This is a genomic window from Kitasatospora sp. NPDC096147, assembly GCF_044763225.1.
In the GTDB taxonomy this organism is placed as follows: Bacteria; Actinomycetota; Actinomycetes; order Streptomycetales; family Streptomycetaceae; genus Kitasatospora.
The window spans coordinates 1087680-1104476 of the sequence record NZ_JBIWFX010000001.1 but is presented as its reverse complement, the minus strand read 5'-3'; the positions used below and the strand labels follow the sequence as shown (position 1 = coordinate 1104476).

At 75.3% G+C, this 16797-nt stretch carries 13 protein-coding genes; 3 read left to right on the top strand and 10 right to left on the bottom strand.

The annotated features are described in order from the left end of the window. Positions 1–5 precede the first annotated feature (5 nt). Positions 6–584 (bottom strand): histidine phosphatase family protein, encoded by a 579-nt coding sequence (locus ACIRBX_RS04775; protein WP_402293725.1) that lies wholly within the window; start codon positions 582–584, stop codon positions 6–8. Between the two features lie 60 nt (positions 585–644). Continuing rightward, on the bottom strand, positions 645–1592 hold the full coding sequence (locus ACIRBX_RS04770; RefSeq protein WP_402293724.1) for an NAD-dependent epimerase/dehydratase family protein: 948 nt from the start codon (positions 1590–1592) through the stop codon (positions 645–647). A gap of 126 nt (positions 1593–1718) precedes the next feature. Here ACIRBX_RS04770 and ACIRBX_RS04765 point away from each other — a divergent pair, with 126 nt between their 5' ends. Continuing rightward, on the top strand, positions 1719–2102 hold the full coding sequence (locus ACIRBX_RS04765; RefSeq protein WP_402293723.1) for a VOC family protein: 384 nt from the start codon (positions 1719–1721) through the stop codon (positions 2100–2102). Between the two features lie 201 nt (positions 2103–2303). On the opposite strand, the gene ACIRBX_RS04760 is transcribed toward ACIRBX_RS04765, so the two are convergent. From ACIRBX_RS04760 to ACIRBX_RS04740, 5 genes are read right to left on the bottom strand one after another with little or no spacing between them, the layout of a single operon-like run. Then, positions 2304–4241 (bottom strand): hypothetical protein, encoded by a 1938-nt coding sequence (locus ACIRBX_RS04760; RefSeq protein WP_402293722.1) that lies wholly within the window; start codon positions 4239–4241, stop codon positions 2304–2306. Beyond that, complete coding sequence (locus ACIRBX_RS04755) at positions 4238–5398, bottom strand: VWA domain-containing protein (RefSeq protein WP_402293721.1); 1161 nt, start codon at positions 5396–5398, stop codon at positions 4238–4240. The genes ACIRBX_RS04760 and ACIRBX_RS04755 overlap by 4 nt, the downstream gene beginning before the upstream one ends. Beyond that, entirely contained in the window at positions 5395–7899 is a 2505-nt protein-coding gene (locus tag ACIRBX_RS04750) for a DUF5682 family protein (protein WP_402293720.1), read from the bottom strand. The genes ACIRBX_RS04755 and ACIRBX_RS04750 overlap by 4 nt, the downstream gene beginning before the upstream one ends. After that, positions 7896–9002, bottom strand: coding sequence for an AAA family ATPase (locus tag ACIRBX_RS04745; protein ID WP_402293719.1), 1107 nt, complete (start codon positions 9000–9002; stop codon positions 7896–7898). The genes ACIRBX_RS04750 and ACIRBX_RS04745 overlap by 4 nt, the downstream gene beginning before the upstream one ends. Next, positions 8999–12703, bottom strand: coding sequence for a DUF4132 domain-containing protein (locus tag ACIRBX_RS04740; RefSeq protein WP_402293717.1), 3705 nt, complete (start codon positions 12701–12703; stop codon positions 8999–9001). The genes ACIRBX_RS04745 and ACIRBX_RS04740 overlap by 4 nt, the downstream gene beginning before the upstream one ends. Before the next feature lie 158 nt (positions 12704–12861). On the opposite strand from ACIRBX_RS04740, the gene ACIRBX_RS04735 reads away from it, so the two are divergent. Then, positions 12862–13689 (top strand): aldolase, encoded by an 828-nt coding sequence (locus tag ACIRBX_RS04735; RefSeq protein ID WP_402293715.1) that lies wholly within the window; start codon positions 12862–12864, stop codon positions 13687–13689. 2 nt (positions 13690–13691) lie between these two features. Further along, positions 13692–14591 (top strand): dihydrodipicolinate synthase family protein, encoded by a 900-nt coding sequence (locus ACIRBX_RS04730; protein ID WP_402293713.1) that lies wholly within the window; start codon positions 13692–13694, stop codon positions 14589–14591. Between the two features lie 56 nt (positions 14592–14647). Here ACIRBX_RS04730 and ACIRBX_RS04725 read toward each other — a convergent pair whose 3' ends face one another. The 3 genes from ACIRBX_RS04725 to ACIRBX_RS04715 all read right to left on the bottom strand — a co-directional run bounded on the left by ACIRBX_RS04725 (position 14648) and on the right by ACIRBX_RS04715 (position 16700). Next, entirely contained in the window at positions 14648–15226 is a 579-nt protein-coding gene (locus tag ACIRBX_RS04725) for a helix-turn-helix domain-containing protein (protein ID WP_402293711.1), read from the bottom strand. Positions 15227–15284: 58 nt separating this feature from the next. Further along, complete coding sequence (locus ACIRBX_RS04720) at positions 15285–15836, bottom strand: DinB family protein (protein ID WP_402293710.1); 552 nt, start codon at positions 15834–15836, stop codon at positions 15285–15287. A gap of 123 nt (positions 15837–15959) precedes the next feature. Further along, on the bottom strand, positions 15960–16700 hold the full coding sequence (locus ACIRBX_RS04715; protein ID WP_402293709.1) for an alpha/beta hydrolase: 741 nt from the start codon (positions 16698–16700) through the stop codon (positions 15960–15962). Positions 16701–16797: the final 97 nt, after the last annotated feature.

Below are 16797 nucleotides of genomic sequence, written 5' to 3'. Positions count from 1 at the left end.
GCTGGTCAGGGAAGCCAGTTCGCAGGGAGAGTGAAGTGCCAGCCGGGCTGCCAGACCGGATCGGCGGCGAGCAGCTCCGGCAACGCCCGTCCGTTGAGCAGGTGTTCGAGGGCGAGGCGGTTGGCGGAGTGGGCGATGATCAGCACCCGTCGGGGGTCGGCGTCAGTGCCGGGGTCGGTGTCGTCGCCGGGGGCGGCGGCCAGATCGGTGAGGAACGCGGCGGTGGCCGCCACCACCTCGCGGTAGCTCTGGCCGCCGCCGGGGTACGGCTCGTCCAGCCGGAGCGGGCGGAGCCCGGCGATCACGGCGGCGGAAGTGCCGTTCAAGGAGCCGTAGTTGCACTCGCGCAGGCGGGGGTCCTGGTGGGGCTCGCGGTCCGGGAAGGCCAGCCGCGCGGTCTCCACGGCGCGGGCCAGGTCGGAGCAGTGGATCGCCGAGAAGTGCTCCGCGCGGCGCCGCTTGCCGAGTTCGACGGCCTGCCGGCGGCCCAGCTCGGAGAGCCGGCCGGGAAGCCAGCCGGTGGCGATGCCCGCCTCGTTGTCGGTGGTGGTCGAGTGGGTCTCGTAGACGATCTCGATGGCCATGCCGGGGGCTCCTGGCGGTGGTGGGGTGCCCGGCGCCGGGCGGGTCCGGGGAGACGGGACTCAGCGGGCGTCGCGGGCGAGCCGCTCGCGCCACCAGGCGACGGTGGCGTCCCACTGCTCCGGGAGCGGGGTCGCGCGGACCGTGAGTGCGGACTCGTAGGCGGAGCTGTCGACCACGAACGGTCGGTCGAACTGGTAGCGGGTCTCCCGGAGTTCGCGCAGCAGCGGTGAGAGCAGCCCGGCCACGGCCAGCACGGCGGACGGCAGCCGGCCGACCTTCGGCGCCGCGACCCCGGCCGCCGTCGCCAGGCCCGCCACCATCTCCCGGGCCGAACGGGCCGGCTCGGTCGGGACGTGCCAGGCCCGGCCCCAGGTGCGTTCGTCGCCGGCCGCCTCGGCGAGCGCCCGGGCCACGTCGGGGAGGTAGGTCCAACTGTGCGGTACGTCCGGGTCACCGAGCACCGAAACGCCCTTCCCGGCCAGCACGCGGGGCACGGCGCGGGCGGCCAGGTGGCCGCCGTCGGTGACGCCCGGACCGAAGAAGTCCGAGGCCCGGAGCTCCACCGCCCGGATCCGTCCGGCCTGGTGCAGTGCCAGTGCCTGCTCCCAGATCGCCGCCCGGGTCCGGCCCTTGGGGCCGGTGGCGGCGAGCGGGAGGTCCTCGGTCAGCGGGCCGGTGGCGGCGGGTCCGTAGCCGTAGAGGTTGCCGAGCAGGACGAGGACGGCGCCCGAGGCCTCGGCGGCGGCGAAGAGCGAGGCGGCGAGCGGCGGCCAGTCGACCGTCCAGCGGTGCAGCGGCGGAGCGGCGCAACTGTGGATCGCCGCCGCCCCCTCCGCCGCCTCGGCCAGCCGGGTCGGGTCGGTGGCGTCCAGGGCGAGGTGCTCGACCCCGGTCTCGGCGGGCCGACCGCTCCGGGTCACCACCCTGACCCGATGGCCCTGCCCGGCCAGCTCCCGAGCGGTGGCGGCCCCGGCGGGCCCGTGTCCGACGATCAGATGAAAGCTCACCCCGGCACCCTAGCCCGGCCACGGCCGCTCCTGGCGTCCTGGCCTGACGGCCGGTCAGCCGGACCGGCCTGCGCGGCTGCGCGGCGGAGCGGCAGGTCCGGGCGTCGGCCCCCTAGAGTGGCCGTCATGGCATGTCGTATCAGTGAACTGGTCATCGACTGCGCCGACCCCGAGCGGCTGGCCGTCTTCTGGAGCGCGGTGCTCGGCTACGTCGAGCTGGGGCGCGAGCCCGACGGCGGCATCGAGATCGGTCCGTCCGACGTCGGCTTCGGCGGTCCGCAGCCCACGCTGATCCTCAGCCCGAGCACCGACGCCCGCCCCGCCAAGCTCCGGCTCCACCTCGACGTCAACCCCACCGACCGCGACCAACCGGCTGAACTGGAGCGCCTGTTGGCCCTCGGTGCCCGTCCGGTCGACATCGGCCAGGGCTCGGAGGTCACTTGGCACGTGCTGGCGGACCCCGAGGGGAACGAGTTCTGCCTGCTCCGCCGACGGCTCGACCCGCTCTGACGCCGGAGCGACGGCGCGGTCGGTCTGCCGGGTCCTGGGCCGACCGGCTCGCGCCCGAGCCGGTCTCGCCGTGATCGGACCGCCCCGGCAGGGCTGGTGACACCCCGGGAGACGGCGAGGGCTTCGGAGCGACCTGTGGGGCTAGGGCCTCGGACTGCCGGCGTGCTCGACTGCCCGGGGCGGCCGAGCGGGCGAGGGGTCTCAGCTGAGGTGGTGGAGTTCCAGGGCGAGGTGGAGGTGGAGGGCGGCGTCGGTCCAGGCGGTCGGGGTGGTGTCGGTGGCGAGGGCGTCGAGCAGGGCGGCGGCGGTGTGCAGGCCGGCTCGGCGGAGGTGGGCGCTGGCGGGGGAGAGGTCGGGGTGGCGGGTGTGCCGCAGGCCGGTGTGGGCGAGGTCGGCGAGTGCAGCGAGGGCGGATTCGAGGGCCTGGGCGAGCGGGTCGGCCGGGCGGTCGGGGAGCGGGGGGAGTACGACGGCGGTGGTGGGGACGAGGTCGGGGACGGTCGGGCCGTCGGGGGTCAGGAGGGCCAGCGGGTCCAGGACGGGGTGGCCGCTGTCGTACCGGAGCAGGCCGCTGACGTGGGTGACCCGGCCGGTGGCCAGGACGCCGGCCAGGGCGTCGAGGCGGCCGGGGCAGGCCGGTTCGTGGTCGGCGCGGAGCAGGACGGCCGCGCCGGACGGGTCGCGCAGGACGGCTTCGAACTGCTGCCGGGCCGGGTCGTAGCCGACGGATTCGACGGCGCCGACGGCGAGGACGAGGGCGTCCTCCGCCTCCACCCGGGGCCGGATCAGCCGAGGTGGCCGGTGGGCCGTGCCGTGGAGGTGGGCGGTCAGGTCGTGGACCAGCAGCGGTGCGGGCAGGGTCGTCCAGGCGGCGCCGAGCGGGGTGACGGTGGTGGCGGAGATCCGGCCACGCCCGATGGTGACGGCGCGGCCGGGGCTGCGGGAGAGCTGCTCGCTGACCAGATTGCCGGAGGCGAGGGCGCGCAGGGTGGTGCCGAGCAGGCGGCGGCCGGCCAGCTCGGGGCCGGTGACCGGCTGCCCGTCGGCGAGTGGCCAGTGCTTGCGCAGGACGAGGGCCAGGCCGGCGTCCGGGTGGGCGAAGTAGAGCGTGGCGGTACGGGTCTCGGGCGTGGGGCCGGTGACGCGACAGCCGAGGGAGACCAGCCGGGCCAGCCGGAGCGGGGTGTCGGCGGCCTCCCGGGAGCCGAGGGCGCCGGCCGGGTCGAGGGCGGCAGCGCGGCCACGGGCCGACAACTCGGCCAGCAGCGAAGCGAGTTCGGCCGGTGAGTAGCGTGCGTCGCGGGCCGCGTGTGCCTCGGTCTGGCGGTGCAGGTCGGTCAGTACGGCGGCCGGCCAGTGCAGCGCTTCGGCGGTCAACCGGCTGCTCACCCGCTGGAGTTGGGCGGCGAACACCGGGGTGGTGCGGGCCGGGCCGTCGAGCAGGAGCTCGGTGGCCAGGTCGAGTGCGGTGGCGAGCGCGTCGGCGGGGGTCGTAGCGGCGGAGGGTGGGGAGGGAGCGGGCGGGCCGAGCACGACCCGGGTGCTGGTCGGAGCGGCCTCGGCCGCGCGGAAGGCCCAGACCGCCAGCACGACGGTCTCGCCGTGCAGCCGGGCGGCGGCGTCGCTGAGCGCGTAGCCGAGGCCGTGCGGGACGGGGAACCGGACGGTGCAGGACGGGAGTTCGACCCAGGGGGCGGGCCGGTCCGGACCGGCCGGGTGGACGGTGGCCCGCTGGGGGCCGCGCGCGAGGGTGCGGCGCGCGGCGGCCAGTGCGGGGGAGCCGAGCGCGGACTCCAGCTGGGCATCGTCGAACTCGGCCGGAGACCAGAGGAGTTCGGGTGCGGCGGGCGCCGGAAGGCGTTGTTGGTAGGCGAGGACCAGGGCGAGCAGATGGCGGCAGACGCCCGGGGCGGCGCAGCTGCAGGTGGCGGCGTCCAGGCCGTGTCCGGCGGGCAGGGTGCTGGTGCTGCCGTCCGGGTGGTGGCCGGTGACGCCGCCGTCCCCGGCCACCGAGACGGCCGGGCCGGCGCCGGACTCCAGCTCGCGGGCGGCACGCTTGACCAGGCCACGGTTGGTGAGGGCGGCCAGGGTGTCCGGGGTGAGGGCGAGCAGGTCGGGGCGGGGCTCGGGAGTGGTCATCGGCCGACCTTCTCGGCGACGAAGGCAGCCAGGTGGCCGGGGGTCATGGCGCCGATGTGCGCCCCGGCCTCGGCCAACTGCCCTGCCAGCACTCGGTCGTAGGCCGGATCGGCCTCCTCGTCCAGCGCCGCCAGCCCGAGCACGGTGGCGCCTTGGCCGGTCAGCGTGCGGACGGTGCGCAGCAGGCGGATCCGGTCGCCGCCCTCGTAGAGGTCGGAGACCAGGGCGATCACGGTGCGGCGCGGGTTCTCCACCAGCGCGGCGGCGTAGTCCACCGCACGGGCGATGTCGGTGCCGCCGCCGAGTTGGACGCGCATCAGCAGCTCCACCGGGTCGGCCACGTCCGAGGTGAGGTCGACCACCGCGGTGTCGAAGGCGATCAGGTGGGTGCGCAGGCCGGGCAGGCCCCAGAGGCAGGCGGCGGTGACCGCGGAGTGGATCACCGAGCCGACCATCGAGCCGGACTGGTCGACCAGCAGGATCAGCTGCCACGGCTCCAGGTGCCGGCGCGAGCGGGTGTGGAAGTGCGGGCGTTCGATCAACACCCTTCGCTGCTCGGGTTGGTAGTGCCGGAGATTGGCCCGCAGGGTGCCGTGGAAGTCGAAGTTCCGGGCTGCCGGGAGGCGGCTGGGGCGGCGGCTGCGGGCGCCGGTGAAGGCACGGCGCAGCTCGGGGCGGAGCCGGGCCATCAGGTCGCGGACCACGGCCTCGACGATCCGGCGGGCCAGTACCAGCAGGTCGGGGTTCATCAGGTGCTTGGTGCGCAGCACCGCCCGCAGCAGGGTGGCGCTGGGCTCGACCCTGGTCAGCACCTCCGGATCGGTGACGATCTCCTCGATGCCGTAGCGCTCCACCGCGTCGCGCTCCAGCCGCTCGACGGTCTCCTTGGGGAAGAGCCGGTGCACGGTGTCCAGCCAGTCCACGGCGGTGACCCGGGACGCCCCGTCGCCACCTTCCCGAGGCGCGTGCTGCGGCCCGTGCCGGACCCCGCGTTCGGCCAGGTCCTGATCGCGGCCGTACAGCCACTCCAGTGCGGCGTCCTGGCGGGCGGCCTCCGGGCCGAGCGGGCCGGTGGCGCGCTCGGCGGGAGCGCCGAGCAGGAGGCGCCAGCGTTCCAGGCCGGGGTCGGGACGGGAGGCGTCGGCGGAGGCGGTCATCGGGCGGTCCGGTCCTGGTCGTCGGAGCTGGAGGGCGTGGCGGTGGGCAGGGGCTGAGGGGAGGTCAGGCCGTAGCGCTGGAGCAGGTGGTGCACGCCCTCCTCCAGGGCCCTGGCCCGGGCCAGGTCGAGCGGGTCGGCGGTGGTGCGCAGGAGGGTACGGGCGGAGCCGCGCCGGCCGCGCCGCTCCAGCAGGCGTTCGGCGATCCGCTCGCGTTCGCGCGGAGGGAAGTGGGCGAAGGCCTGGCGGAGGGCGGGCAGGCCGGTCAGGAAGTCGTGGTCGGACATCGCGACCACCAGTTCGTCCAAGGCGTCCAGCAGGGCGGGGGCGGGTGTGTCGGTGAGCTCCTGGCGGGCCAAGGCGAAGAGCCCGGCCAGCCAGTCGCCCAGCACCTCCGGGCCTTCGGTGGCGAACTCGCTCGCCAGGGAGGTCAGTTCGGGGGAAGGGGCGTCGAGGGAGCGGAGCAGGCCGAGCGCCGCGCCGCGCAGGTCGGAGGGTGCCGAGCGGTCGGTGGCGATCCGCCGGGCGGAGTCCAGGACAGCGCTGCGGGGGAGCGGCAGCAGCTCCTCGGCATCCCGGGTGGCGTCCCGGACGGCGGCCAGGGCGTGCAGGCGCGGGCGGTCGGCGCCGGAGGGGCGGGTGGCGCCTCCGCCGCCCCGGATGTCCTCGGCGAGCCGGAGCGCGCGGTCGGCCGCCCGGCCGATGGTCCGGGCGAGCAGCGGGGAGCCGGCCGCGCCGTACACGCGGTCGTGCCGCCACAGGTGCAGGGCGGTGCTCAACACCGCTCCTGCCTGGCCGAGTTCGGGGAGGGTGGCGGCCCGGTCGGCGAGGGTGCCGAGCAGCTCGGCGGAGAGCGCGTCCGCTCCGCAGAGCACCGCGTCGAAGAGCAGCGCGGCGAGCCCGGCGGCGTCCGGGCCCGCCGCGCGCAGCCGCTCGGTGAGCGCCACGGCCGCTGCGTCGCCCACCCGGGCGCCGTACGCGCCGGCCTCGATCAGGGCGGCCTCCCGGCCGGTCGGTGCGGTCGGCTCCCAGCGCTCGCTGAAGACCGGATCGGTGCCGGAGGCCGGACCGGCGGCGCGGGTGTGGCCGGGGATGCCGAGCACCCGCAGCCGGTGCAGCAGCCGGCTGCGCTCCAGCCCGGCCGGATCGGTCAGTTCGGCCGTCGTCGACGAGCCCAGGACGACTCCGTGCAGGGCGAGTTGGGCGGCACAGTCGTGCACCAGCGGCGGGGCCGGGGTGTCCGGGTGCAGCCGGCCGGTACGCTGGCCGGTGGCCGCCGCCACCATTTCCACCACGACCGGATCGGAGCCGGCGGAGAGCGGACCCCGGGTGCTCCACGGGAGCGGCTGCTCCAGTGCCTCCTTGACCAGGGCCCCGGCCAGTCCGTCCAGGACGTCGGTCCGGCCGCGCACCGGGTGGCCGCGCAGCGCGGCCAGGCCGTCGGCCAGGGTGCGGGCGGTCACCAGATCGGCGGTCGAGGCGGGCACCCGACGGGCTCGGAGCCGGCCGACCACCTGCTCCAGCAGGGCGTCGGCGGCGCCGGACGGGCCGCGCTCCCAGAGGAGTTGGTAGTAGCCGGGGGAGGGCAGGCCGGACTGGTAGCCCGCGAAGGCGTCCAACTGCCGGAAGGAGTAAGGCACCAGGAAGCTGCCGCCCACCGAGCCCGGGGCGGGGGAGGGGATGGCGGGCCAGTCGGTGGCCGGGCCGGTCCGAGGACCGAGCAGTGCGTGAGAGCGCGCGCTGGGAGGTCCGGCGAGCAGGGTGCGCAGCGCGGGGGTGTGGAAGCCGCCGGTCACCACCAGCACCGGGCCCTCGGCCCGGGCCGCCGCCGCGTGCACCCAGGAGGCCATGTACGCCTCGCGGGCCTGGTCGCCCGGGTCGGCGGCGGTGTCGCCGCGTACCAACGCGAAGTAGGCGTCCAGCCGTTCGGCCAGCCCGGCCGGGTCGGGCAGTTCGAACAGGCTGTCCCAGAGCTCGTCCACCGAGTCGGTGCCGAAGTGCGCGCAGAGCCGTCCGACCGCCTCGGTGTAGCGGGCCTCGGCGTCGGCGAAGCGGTTGGCCGCCGGGGTGGCCCGCCCGGTGAGGGCCGGGTGCCAGGCGGGCAGGTCGATGAAGCGGACCCGGGCTCCGGCGGCCCGGCCGTGACGGAGGGCCACCCACTCCGGCGAGTGCTCGCAGAACGGTGCCCAGGAGGTGGCGGTGCCGTCGGTGTCCCGGTGGTGGCTGAAGACCGCGACCGGTGGCTGGTGGTCGAGCAGCAGCTCGTTCAGCCGGTCCCCGAAGTCGGCCGGACCCTCGATCAGGACGTGGGCGGGCCGCAGCGCGGCGATGGTCCGGGCCACCAGCCCGGCGCAGGCGGGCGAGTGGTGGCGCACTCCGATCAGCACCACCTCGGAGGGCGGTGCGGGATCGGAGGGCAGCGCGGCCTCGGAGGGCAGCGCGGCCTCGGAGGGCGGCAGGGTGGCCGGTGCCCGGTTGGAGGGCGGTGCGGGCGGCATCATTCCGCCAGCAGGTGGCGAGCCCGGTGCAGGGCCTTCCACTGCGCGCCGCGCCGGCGGGAGCCCTCCTGCTCCAGGAAGCGCCGCAGCCGGGCCAGGTCCTCCGGGCTGTCCTTGGCGGCGGTGCCGGCCAGGCAGGTCACCAGGTCGGCGGCGTCGCCGGCCTCGCCCCGCAGGTACCAGCCCCGGACCCCGACCGCGTGGGCGACCGAGACCGCCTCGGCGGTGCTCATCACGGCGGAGATCCGGTCACCGGCCACGGCCTGGCCGGACGGACCGCCCGCACCCCGCCGCAGCTCGCGGAAGGTGGTCACCAGGACCTCCAACACGTCCCGGTCCGGCGCGACGGTGACCCCGGAACGCCGCAGCAGCGCGCTCGACTCGGCCTCCACCAGGGCGAGTTCGGTGTCGAAGTCCGGGATCGGGAAGACCGTCTCGAAGGTGAAGCGGCGCTTCAGCGCGGCGCTCATCTCGTTGACGCCCCGGTCCCGGGTGTTGGCGGTGGCGATCACGTTGAACCCGGCGCGGGCGAAGACCATGCCGCCCTCGCCCTCCAACTCCGGTACCGCCAGCACCCGTTCGGAGAGCAGCGAGAGCAGGCAGTCCTGCACCTCCAGCGGGCAGCGGGTGATCTCCTCGAACCGGACGATCCGGCCCTCGGCCATCCCGCGCAGCATCGGGGCGGGCACCAGGGAGCGCGGGGAGGGGCCTTCGGAGACCAGCAGCGCGTAGTTCCAGGAGTACTTGATCTGGTCCTCGGTGGTGGCCGCGCCGCCCTGCACGGTCAGGGTGGAGGTCCCGCTGACGGCCGCTGCGATCAGCTCGGAGAGCAGCGACTTGGCGGTGCCCGGCTCGCCGACCAGCAGCAGCCCCCGGTCGGTGGCCAGGGTCACCAGGGCGCGCTCGACCAGGGCGGTGTTGCCGACGAACTTGCGGGTGATCCCGGCCCGTTCGTCGCCGATCACGAAGCGGCGGGCGGCCCGCAGGCTGAGCTGCCAGCCGGGCGGGCGCGGGTCGCGGTCCTCGGCCCGCAGGGCGGCCAGCTCCTCGGCGTGGCGCACCTCGGCGGGTGGCCGTTGCAGGCGGGCGGCGTCGGGGGTGCTCATGCGGTGGTCACCTCGGTCAGGTCGGCGAGCAGCTCGGAGGCGGCCACTGGGGCGACGTCCCGGAAGCGCAGCGCGAGGCCGTTGCGCTCCCAGTGGTCACGCGGCACCGTGTCCAGCCAGACCGTGGTGAAGGTCTGGTCGGGGAAGTAGTCCGGGGTGCCGACCACGATGCCGTCGCTGAGCTGGATCACCAGGTGGCAGCGGTCGCCGAGCCGCTTGGAGAACCAGCGCTCCACACCCGCGTCCTCCGGTGTCCCGCGCTCCCAGCCGCGCTTGGTCAGACCCAGCAGCCGGCCGACCGGCACCTTGCACCCCTCGAACCGGTGCAGCCGGTTGGCGCGCAGCTCCTCCTCGGTCAGCCGGTGCACCGGACGGCCGAGTTGGGCGAAGGGCTGGAGCAGCTCGTAGTCGGCGAACAGCTCCGACCAGGCCGCCAGGGCCGGCCCGTCCAGCAGCAGCGGGTGCGCCAGCCGGACGGTGGCGGTGTCGGGCAGTGCGTACCGCTCGTCCGCGACGTCGGCGAAGGTGCGGTCCTCGGCCACCCGGAACGCGGTGGTGGTGACCCGGCCGAGGGTGCCCGGGACGTCGGCCAGCCAGACCAGCCGGCGGGCCAGGTGCCAGACCAGGGGGTGCCGGACGAACAGGTCCTCGAACTCGGCGGCGGTCCACGTGCGTTGCGCCACCATCGCGCCCTCCAAGCGCCGCAGCTGGTCGCTCGCGATGGTGCGGACGTCCTTCTTCAGGGCGGCGAAGCGCTTGCGCTCGGCCGGGGCCAGCTCCGGATCGTCCTTGACCCCCGGGGCGGGCAGGTCCTTGCGCCGCCGTCCGTCCGCGTCCAGCACGTACGGCCGGAGCTGCTCGTCGAAGCCGACCGTGAAGCGACGCGGGCCGTAGTCGACGACCGTGGTGCCGTCGGCCTCCAGTCCGAGATCGGGCACCAGGCGGTCGGAGAGCTGATCGGCCGTCAGCCCCAGGCTCTCGGCCACCTCCGCGATCCGCTCCTGGGCCCGGGACTTGAGCGCCTTGAACTTCACCCGCTGGGCGATGCCGTGCAGGTGCAGCAGGGCCACGTCGGTGCCGATCGCGGCGAGCACGCCGAGGCCCTCGACGGCCCGGTGGTGCACACCCTCGCCGGGCCACTCGCGCAGCACCGGGGTCAGCCGGCGGACGGTGCCGTCGTCGCCCAGGAAGCCCAGCGCGGTCAGCGCCCAGCTCTCCTTCGAGGGCATCCCGGCCTGCCGCCACTCCTCGAACAGCGCCCAGCCGAAGTCGGCCAGCGAGTCCGCCCGGCACGCCTCGGTCACCACGGCCAGCCCGGGGTAGGGCTCCTGCGGCCGGGAGAGCGCGAGCATGGTCAGCACGTGCCGCACGGCCGACTCGGGCAGGGCGGGGCCGGAGGTCAGCAGCAGCTGCGGCAGCACGGCGGGCTGCACCCAGACGGGCAGCACGGGGAGCTTGGCGGGCAGCGCGTTCTCCAGCGGATCGGTGGCCAGTGCCTCCGCGACGATCCCGGCCGCCTCGGCGCCGTGGCGGTCGGCGACCGCAGCGGTCAGCGACTCGGTGCCGGTGTCACTGGCGACCAGCCGCAGCGCCTGCTCGGCAGCCCGGCGGGCGGCGCCGGCCGGGCCGACCGCCTCCGGCACCAGCAGCAGCGCGCCCCGCACACCGTGCCGGAGGAACCACGAACGGGCGGTCGGCTGGGCCGACTTGAGCCGCACCAGGCAGTCCGCCATCACCCGGGCCACCCCGGCGTCCAGGTAGGGCAGCAGGGTCGGTGCGACGGTGGCGGGCTGCTGCTCGGCGGCGGCCAGCAGCGCCGGGAGCGCGGTCAGGCCGTAGCGGGCGACCACCGGCCGGAGGTTCTCGCCGAAGCCGTAGAGGTCCGTCGGGCGCCACTCCAGCAGGCGGGGCGCGAGCAGCTCGGCCGGCCCCTGGATCAGCAGCCGGGCGGAGTACCAGAGGCCGCTGGCCCGGCCGAAGACCTTCCGGATCTCGTCCTTCCAGTCCGTGCCGTCGGGGTAGGGCCAGTTCTCCTCCAGCCGGGACCAGCGCTCCTGCTCGCCCGCCCGCCACGCCAACTCCGGTGCGGCGTCGGCCCGCAGGCCGGTGAGCACCCGGGCGGTGCGGCGGGTCCGGGGGCGGCTCCACGGCGGCGAGACCAGCAGCTCGGGCAGCTCGGCCGGTGTGGCGTCGGCGATCCGCGGCCGGACGCCCTCCAGGGAGCCGATCAACTCGGCTGCGGCGTCCGGAAGTCGGGCGATCAGCTCGGGCAGCACGGCGTGCTGGAGCTGGACGTGGGTGGTGAGCAACCGGCGGGCCTCGGCGGCGGTGGGGCCGTCGGCCAGCACCGTCTCGGCGAGCAGGCGGGCGGCCCGGACGGGGTAGCGCACCATCGCGTCCTGGAGGGCGGGCCGGGCCGGCTTCTCCGCCAGCCGGCCGAGCAGGAAGCGGAAGGCCTCGTCGGTCGGGAGCTGGGCCGCGATCGAGGAGACCGAGCGCAGCTCGTCGGTGGAGTGGTACTGCCCGAGTGCCGCGTCCAGGTAGCGCGCGGCGGCGGTGCCGACGCCGTCGGCGAGCGTCGCGAACAGGCTCACCGTCCAGTCGTGGTAGCCGAGTTGGGGACTCTCTCCGAGGACGGAGAGCTGCTCGGGCCGGTCGAGGGCGGCGACCAGCAGGGCCCGCGGGTCGGTCCCGTGGTGGCGTCCGGTGCGGGACAGCTCGGCGGCGGACTCCTCGGTCCAGCCCGGTGTGCCCGGAGCGAGGTAGGCGGCGAGTGCGCGCCGGAGGAGGGTGGTGCGCAGCTCTCCCAGGGTGGTGACGGCCTGTCGGTACGTCTCCTCGTCGGCGACCGCCAGGAGCGCGCGGACCCGGGGGGCCAGCTGTGCGGCGCTGTTCAGCGAGGCGTGCTGGGTGCTGCGGTAGCGCAGTGCGGGGTTCCGCCGGACGGATCCCTGCTGGTTGTACTGGACGTGCAGCCCGGCCAGCTCCAGCACGGCCGAGGCGGCGAACGGCAGGCCGAACCGCACCACCCAGGCGTCGACGAACGGGGACTTCTCCAGGCTGTTGTGGTTCCAGGCGGGCGGCAGCAGCTCGGCCAGCACGGCCGCACCGAGCGGATCGGCCTCGCCGGCCAGGTACGCCCGGCCCGCCTCCGCCAGTGCCGGATCGACCTGCTTGGCCGCGAACACCTGCTCCACCCAGCTCAGTTGACCGGCGATCCGGTCCTCGGCCGCACGCACCGCCTTGGGGTCGGGACGGGGCACCGAACGCACCACGCCACCGCGCCGGGGCTGGACCAGGCGCTGCCAGGCGGCCGGGAAGACGAAGGTCTCCTCGTCCGGCAGGGCGGGCGGGCCGGGAGTCTCCGTGGGTGCGGGTGCGGGTGCGGGTGCGGGTGCGGGTGCGGGTGCGGGCGCGGGTGCGGGCGCGGCGGCGAGCGGTGCGGCGGCCTGTGGTGGCGTGACCGTGCCGGGGTGCGGGGTGGCCTCGGTGTAGCCCTTGCGGGTCTTCTCCGCGATCAGCTTCGCGAGGTGGGCCTCGGCCGCCTCGGCCGAGCCCAGCTCCTTCAGCTGCTCGCGCCCCGCCGTGTCGATCCGGCCGTACCGGACCCGGACGGAGCTGCCCTCGACGGCGGCCTCCCAGAACTTCGCAGATCCGTCTCCGACGAACTCCCAGCGCCGCACCGCGTCTCCTCCTGGCATGGTCGGCCACCCGGAGCGGGATCGTCCGGTGCACCTGTCCGGCACCCTAGCCACCGCCCCCGACAGGCCACCGGCCCGGGGTGATCCCCGTCGACAGATGACACAAGGTGTCCTATGGTGAACACAGTTTCCCAACCCGAGAACGGGAGGACCGCACCATGGCTGCGGAGACCTTCGCGACGGCCAAGTCCGATCTGGTGGAGCTCGCCCACCGGCGGATGACGGCCGCCATCCCCGACAACGACTGGACCGTCCGGCAGAAGCTCGCGCTCACCTGCCGCATCCTCTTCGACGCGGGCCACGACTCCGGTCTGGCCGGTCAGATCACCGCCCGGGCCGAGCGGCCCGGCACCTACTGGACCCAGCGGCTCGGCCTCGGCTTCGACGAGATCACCGAGGACAACCTGCTGCTCGTCGACGAGGACCTGAACGTCCTCGAGGGCGACGGCATGGCCAACCCGGCCAACCGCTTCCACAGCTGGATCTACCGGGCCCGCCCGGACGTCGCCTGCGTCATCCACACCCACCCGCTGCACATCTCGGCGCTCTCCATGCTGGAGACCCCACTGGTGGTCTCGCACATGGACCTGTGCCCGCTCTACGACGACTGCGCCTTCCTGGAGAAGTGGCCGGGCATCCCGGTCGGGAACGAGGAGGGCGAGATCATCACGGCGGCACTCGGCGACAAGCGCGCCGTCCTGCTGGCCCACCACGGCCAGTTGGTCGCCACCGGCAGCATCGAGGAGAGCTGCACCCTGGCGGTGCTGTTCGAACGGGCCGCCCGGCTCCAGCTGCTGGCGAGCGCGGCCGGGAAGATCCAGGAGATCCCGGAGCTGCTGGCCAGGGAGGCGCACGACTGGATCTCCGCCCCCAAGCGCGGCCAGGCCTCCTTCGCCTACTACGCGCGCCGCGCCCTCCGGGCCGGCCACACCGACGCCCTGTCGGTCCCGCCCGCCTCCGCCCACCCCACCCAGAACGGCGCCTGACCATGACCCGGACAGCCCTGGACGGCATCATCGCCTACCCCGTCACGCCGTTCACCCCCGGAGGGGGCACGGTGGACACCGGCCGGCTCGCCGAGCTGACGGACCGTCTGGTCCGGTCCGGCTGCCACGCGGTCGCCCCCCTGGGATCGACCGGGGAGAGCGCCTACCTCTCCGACCACGAGTGGTACGCGGCGGCCGAGGCGGCGGTGTCCGCCGTCGCCGGCCGGGTCCCCACCGTGGTCGGCATCGCCGAGCTCACCACCCGGGGCGCGGTCGAGCGGGCCCGGTTCGCCGAGCGGGCGGGGGCGGACGTGGTGATGGTGCTGCCGCTCTCGTACTGGCGGCTGGACGAGCGCGAGATCGTCCGGCACTTCACCGAGGTCGCCGACGCGGTGACCGTCCCGGTGATGATCTACAACAACCCGGCCACCGCCGGGGTCGACCTGCCGCCGGAGCTGATGGTCCGGCTGGTCCGGGAGGTGGAGAACATCACCATGGTCAAGGAGAGCAGCGGGGACATCCAGCGCATGCACCGCCTGCACCGGCTCACCGACGGGGCGCTGCCGTTCTACAACGGGAGCAATCCGCTCGCCCTGGAGGCGTTCGCCGCCGGAGCGGCGGGCTGGTGCACGGCCGCCGCCTGCCTGGTGCCCGAGCTGACGCTGGAGCTGCACCGTACGGTGCGGGCCGGCGACCTGGAGGCGGCCCGCCGGGTGTTCTACCGTCAACTGCCGCTGCTGAGCTTCCTGCTGCGCGGCGGCCTGCCGACCACGGTGAAGGCCGGGCTCGCACTGGCGGGCTTCGAGGCCGGTGACCCGCGGCTCCCGCTGCTGCCGCTGGACGCGGCCGGCCGGGCCGAACTGGCGGGCCTGCTCGCCGAGACGGCGGGCGTCCCGGCCTGACCCACCGTCGCCACCGGGCCCCGTGGCAGGTGTCAGGACGGGCCCCGTGGCGGGCGTCAGGGCAGTGGCGGGACCCGTCCGTCGGAGTCGGCCGGATCGTCGTGGATCACCACCAGGATCTGGGCCGGCTCCGCCCCGGTGCTGTGACAGCGGTGCGGCAGCGCGGAGTTGAAGTAGACGCTGTCCCCGGGGCCGAGCGCCACCGTCCGGTCGGCGAGCTCCAGCTCGGCCGTCCCGGCGTGCACGAAGAGGAACTCCTCGCCGCCGTGCGACTTGAACGGGGTGTCCACCCCGGCCGGCGGCGGGTACATCACGAACGGCACCATCTGCTTGCCGCTCAGACCGGTGGCGATGCCCTCGTAGTGCGGGGCGCCCGGGCCGGCCCCGGCCGCGATCGGGGTGCGCTCGTCGGCCCGGACCACGGTGACCAGTTCGGGGTCCTCCTCGTCGGAGAACAGCCGGCCGACCTCGACCCCGAGGGCGTTGGCCAGCTTGAGCGCGGTGGAGATGGAGGGGTCGCTGAGCCCGCGCTCGACCTTCGACAGGTAGCTCTTGGTCACCCCGGCCCGCTCCGCCAGGGCCTCCAGGCTGAGCCGCTGCTGCTTGCGCAGGACCCGGACCCGGTTGCTGCTCATTCGGACACCCTCTCGACCCGGACGGACCGTACGAGTATCCCACCGTGCCGGCCGACCGTCAGCCCATGCTCTTCGCGCCGTCGATGGCCTCGCGGACGATGTCCGCGTGGCCGGCGTGCTGGGAGGTCTCGGCGATCACGTGCAGGAACACCCGGCGGGCGGACCACTTGGCGTCCTGGTCGAACCACGGCGCCTTCGGCAGCGGGTGCGCCGCGTCCAGGTCGACGGTGGCGACCAGCGCGTCGGTCCGGGCGGCCACCTCGGCGTAGGCGGCCAGCACGCCCTCCAGCGTCTCGTCCTCCAGCAGCCGGAACTCGTTCTCCCGCGCCGCGAAGTCCTCCTCGGTCATCGCGGAGAAGTCCGGCATCGCGGACGGGCCCCCCAGGATGAAGTCCACCCAGACCTTCTCCACGCTGGCGACGTGCTTGATCAGCCCGCCCACGGTCAGCCCGCTGACCGTCGAGCGGTGGCCGGCCTGACCGTCGGTCAGCTCGTTGGCGGTGAAGCGGAGGAAGAAGCGCGACTTGCCGAGCTGCTCCAGCAGGTCGGCCCGCTCGCCGGTGAGGGCGGGGGCGGTGGTCTCGGCCTGGAGGTCGGTGGTCCCGGTCATGGTGGCTCTCCGTCTTCGTCGTTCTGGTCGGTCGTTCCGTCGACAAGAGAAAAGATAGGCGGCAACTAGGTCAGAGGGTGTCCGCTATGGCCGTCGGCGCGGCACGGGTTTCCGTCCCGGCCTTCAGTGGGTGGCGGGCGTGGCGTGACGCGGGGTCAGGGGGAGCTCCAGGCCGCCGTCCTGCCCCGGGGCCAGTGTGAGGGCGGCGGCCACCTCGGCGGGGAAGGGCCGCAGGCCGAGCAGTGCGGCGGTGAGCGTGGCGGTGATCCGGTGCCAGTCCCCGGGGCGCTGCATCAGGGCGTGGCCCGCGCCGGGCACCGTGTAGCCCGCCACCCGGGCACCGGCCTCGCGGGCTCGGGCGGCCAGCAGCCGGGTGGCGGCGGGGGCGGTGACGGTGTCCCGGTCGCCGTGCAGGGTGATCAGGGTGCGGTCCTTGAGCTGGACCACCGGCTCCTCCGGCGGGCACCAGGGGGCGAGCGCCACCACGCCCAACACACAGGGGTGACCGGCCGCCCGGATCGCGGCCCGGCCCCCCATCGAGTGGCCGATCAGCACGGTGGGCACCGGGCCGAGCGCCTCGGCGAGGTCGCTGAGTGCGGCGGAGGCGTCGCGGGCGGCGTCGGCGTGCGCGCCGTTCCACCCCCGGTAGCGGTAGCGCACGGCCCCGACCGCGACCCGCTGACCCGCCGTCAGCCGGGCCACCGCGCGGGCGAAGCCGGCCATCCGCAGGCCGGGCAGGTTGACCGGCCCGGGACGCTCCTCGCTGTGCTCCTTGCCCCCGTGCAGCACCAGCACGGCGGCCTCCGCCCCCTCTGGTCGCCGCCCCCGCCACTGCAGGCTCCGGTGGCCCACCGCTCTGCTCACGACTCCTCGTCCTCCCGCTCGCCGCGCCCCGTACCGTCCCCGGCCGAGGTGGGCCGGGGACGGCCACTGTACGCCGGGCCCGGGCGGCCGGGTGACG

Bases quoted from the DNA above. Each gene is read 5' to 3' on its own strand.
- ACIRBX_RS04720 (WP_402293710.1), bottom strand. From the start codon at position 15,836: ATGACCGGGACCACCGACCTCCAGGCCGAGACCACCGCCCCCGCCCTC.
- ACIRBX_RS04775 (WP_402293725.1), bottom strand. From the start codon at position 584: ATGGCCATCGAGATCGTCTACGAGACCCACTCGACCACCACCGACAAC.
- ACIRBX_RS04740 (WP_402293717.1), bottom strand. From the start codon at position 12,703: ATGCCAGGAGGAGACGCGGTGCGGCGCTGGGAGTTCGTCGGAGACGGA.
- ACIRBX_RS04755 (WP_402293721.1), bottom strand. From the start codon at position 5,398: ATGACCGCCTCCGCCGACGCCTCCCGTCCCGACCCCGGCCTGGAACGC.
- ACIRBX_RS04745 (WP_402293719.1), bottom strand. From the start codon at position 9,002: ATGAGCACCCCCGACGCCGCCCGCCTGCAACGGCCACCCGCCGAGGTG.
- ACIRBX_RS04765 (WP_402293723.1), top strand. From the start codon at position 1,719: ATGGCATGTCGTATCAGTGAACTGGTCATCGACTGCGCCGACCCCGAG.
- ACIRBX_RS04760 (WP_402293722.1), bottom strand. From the start codon at position 4,241: ATGACCACTCCCGAGCCCCGCCCCGACCTGCTCGCCCTCACCCCGGAC.
- ACIRBX_RS04730 (WP_402293713.1), top strand. From the start codon at position 13,692: ATGACCCGGACAGCCCTGGACGGCATCATCGCCTACCCCGTCACGCCG.
- ACIRBX_RS04750 (WP_402293720.1), bottom strand. From the start codon at position 7,899: ATGATGCCGCCCGCACCGCCCTCCAACCGGGCACCGGCCACCCTGCCG.
- ACIRBX_RS04735 (WP_402293715.1), top strand. From the start codon at position 12,862: ATGGCTGCGGAGACCTTCGCGACGGCCAAGTCCGATCTGGTGGAGCTC.
- ACIRBX_RS04725 (WP_402293711.1), bottom strand. From the start codon at position 15,226: ATGAGCAGCAACCGGGTCCGGGTCCTGCGCAAGCAGCAGCGGCTCAGC.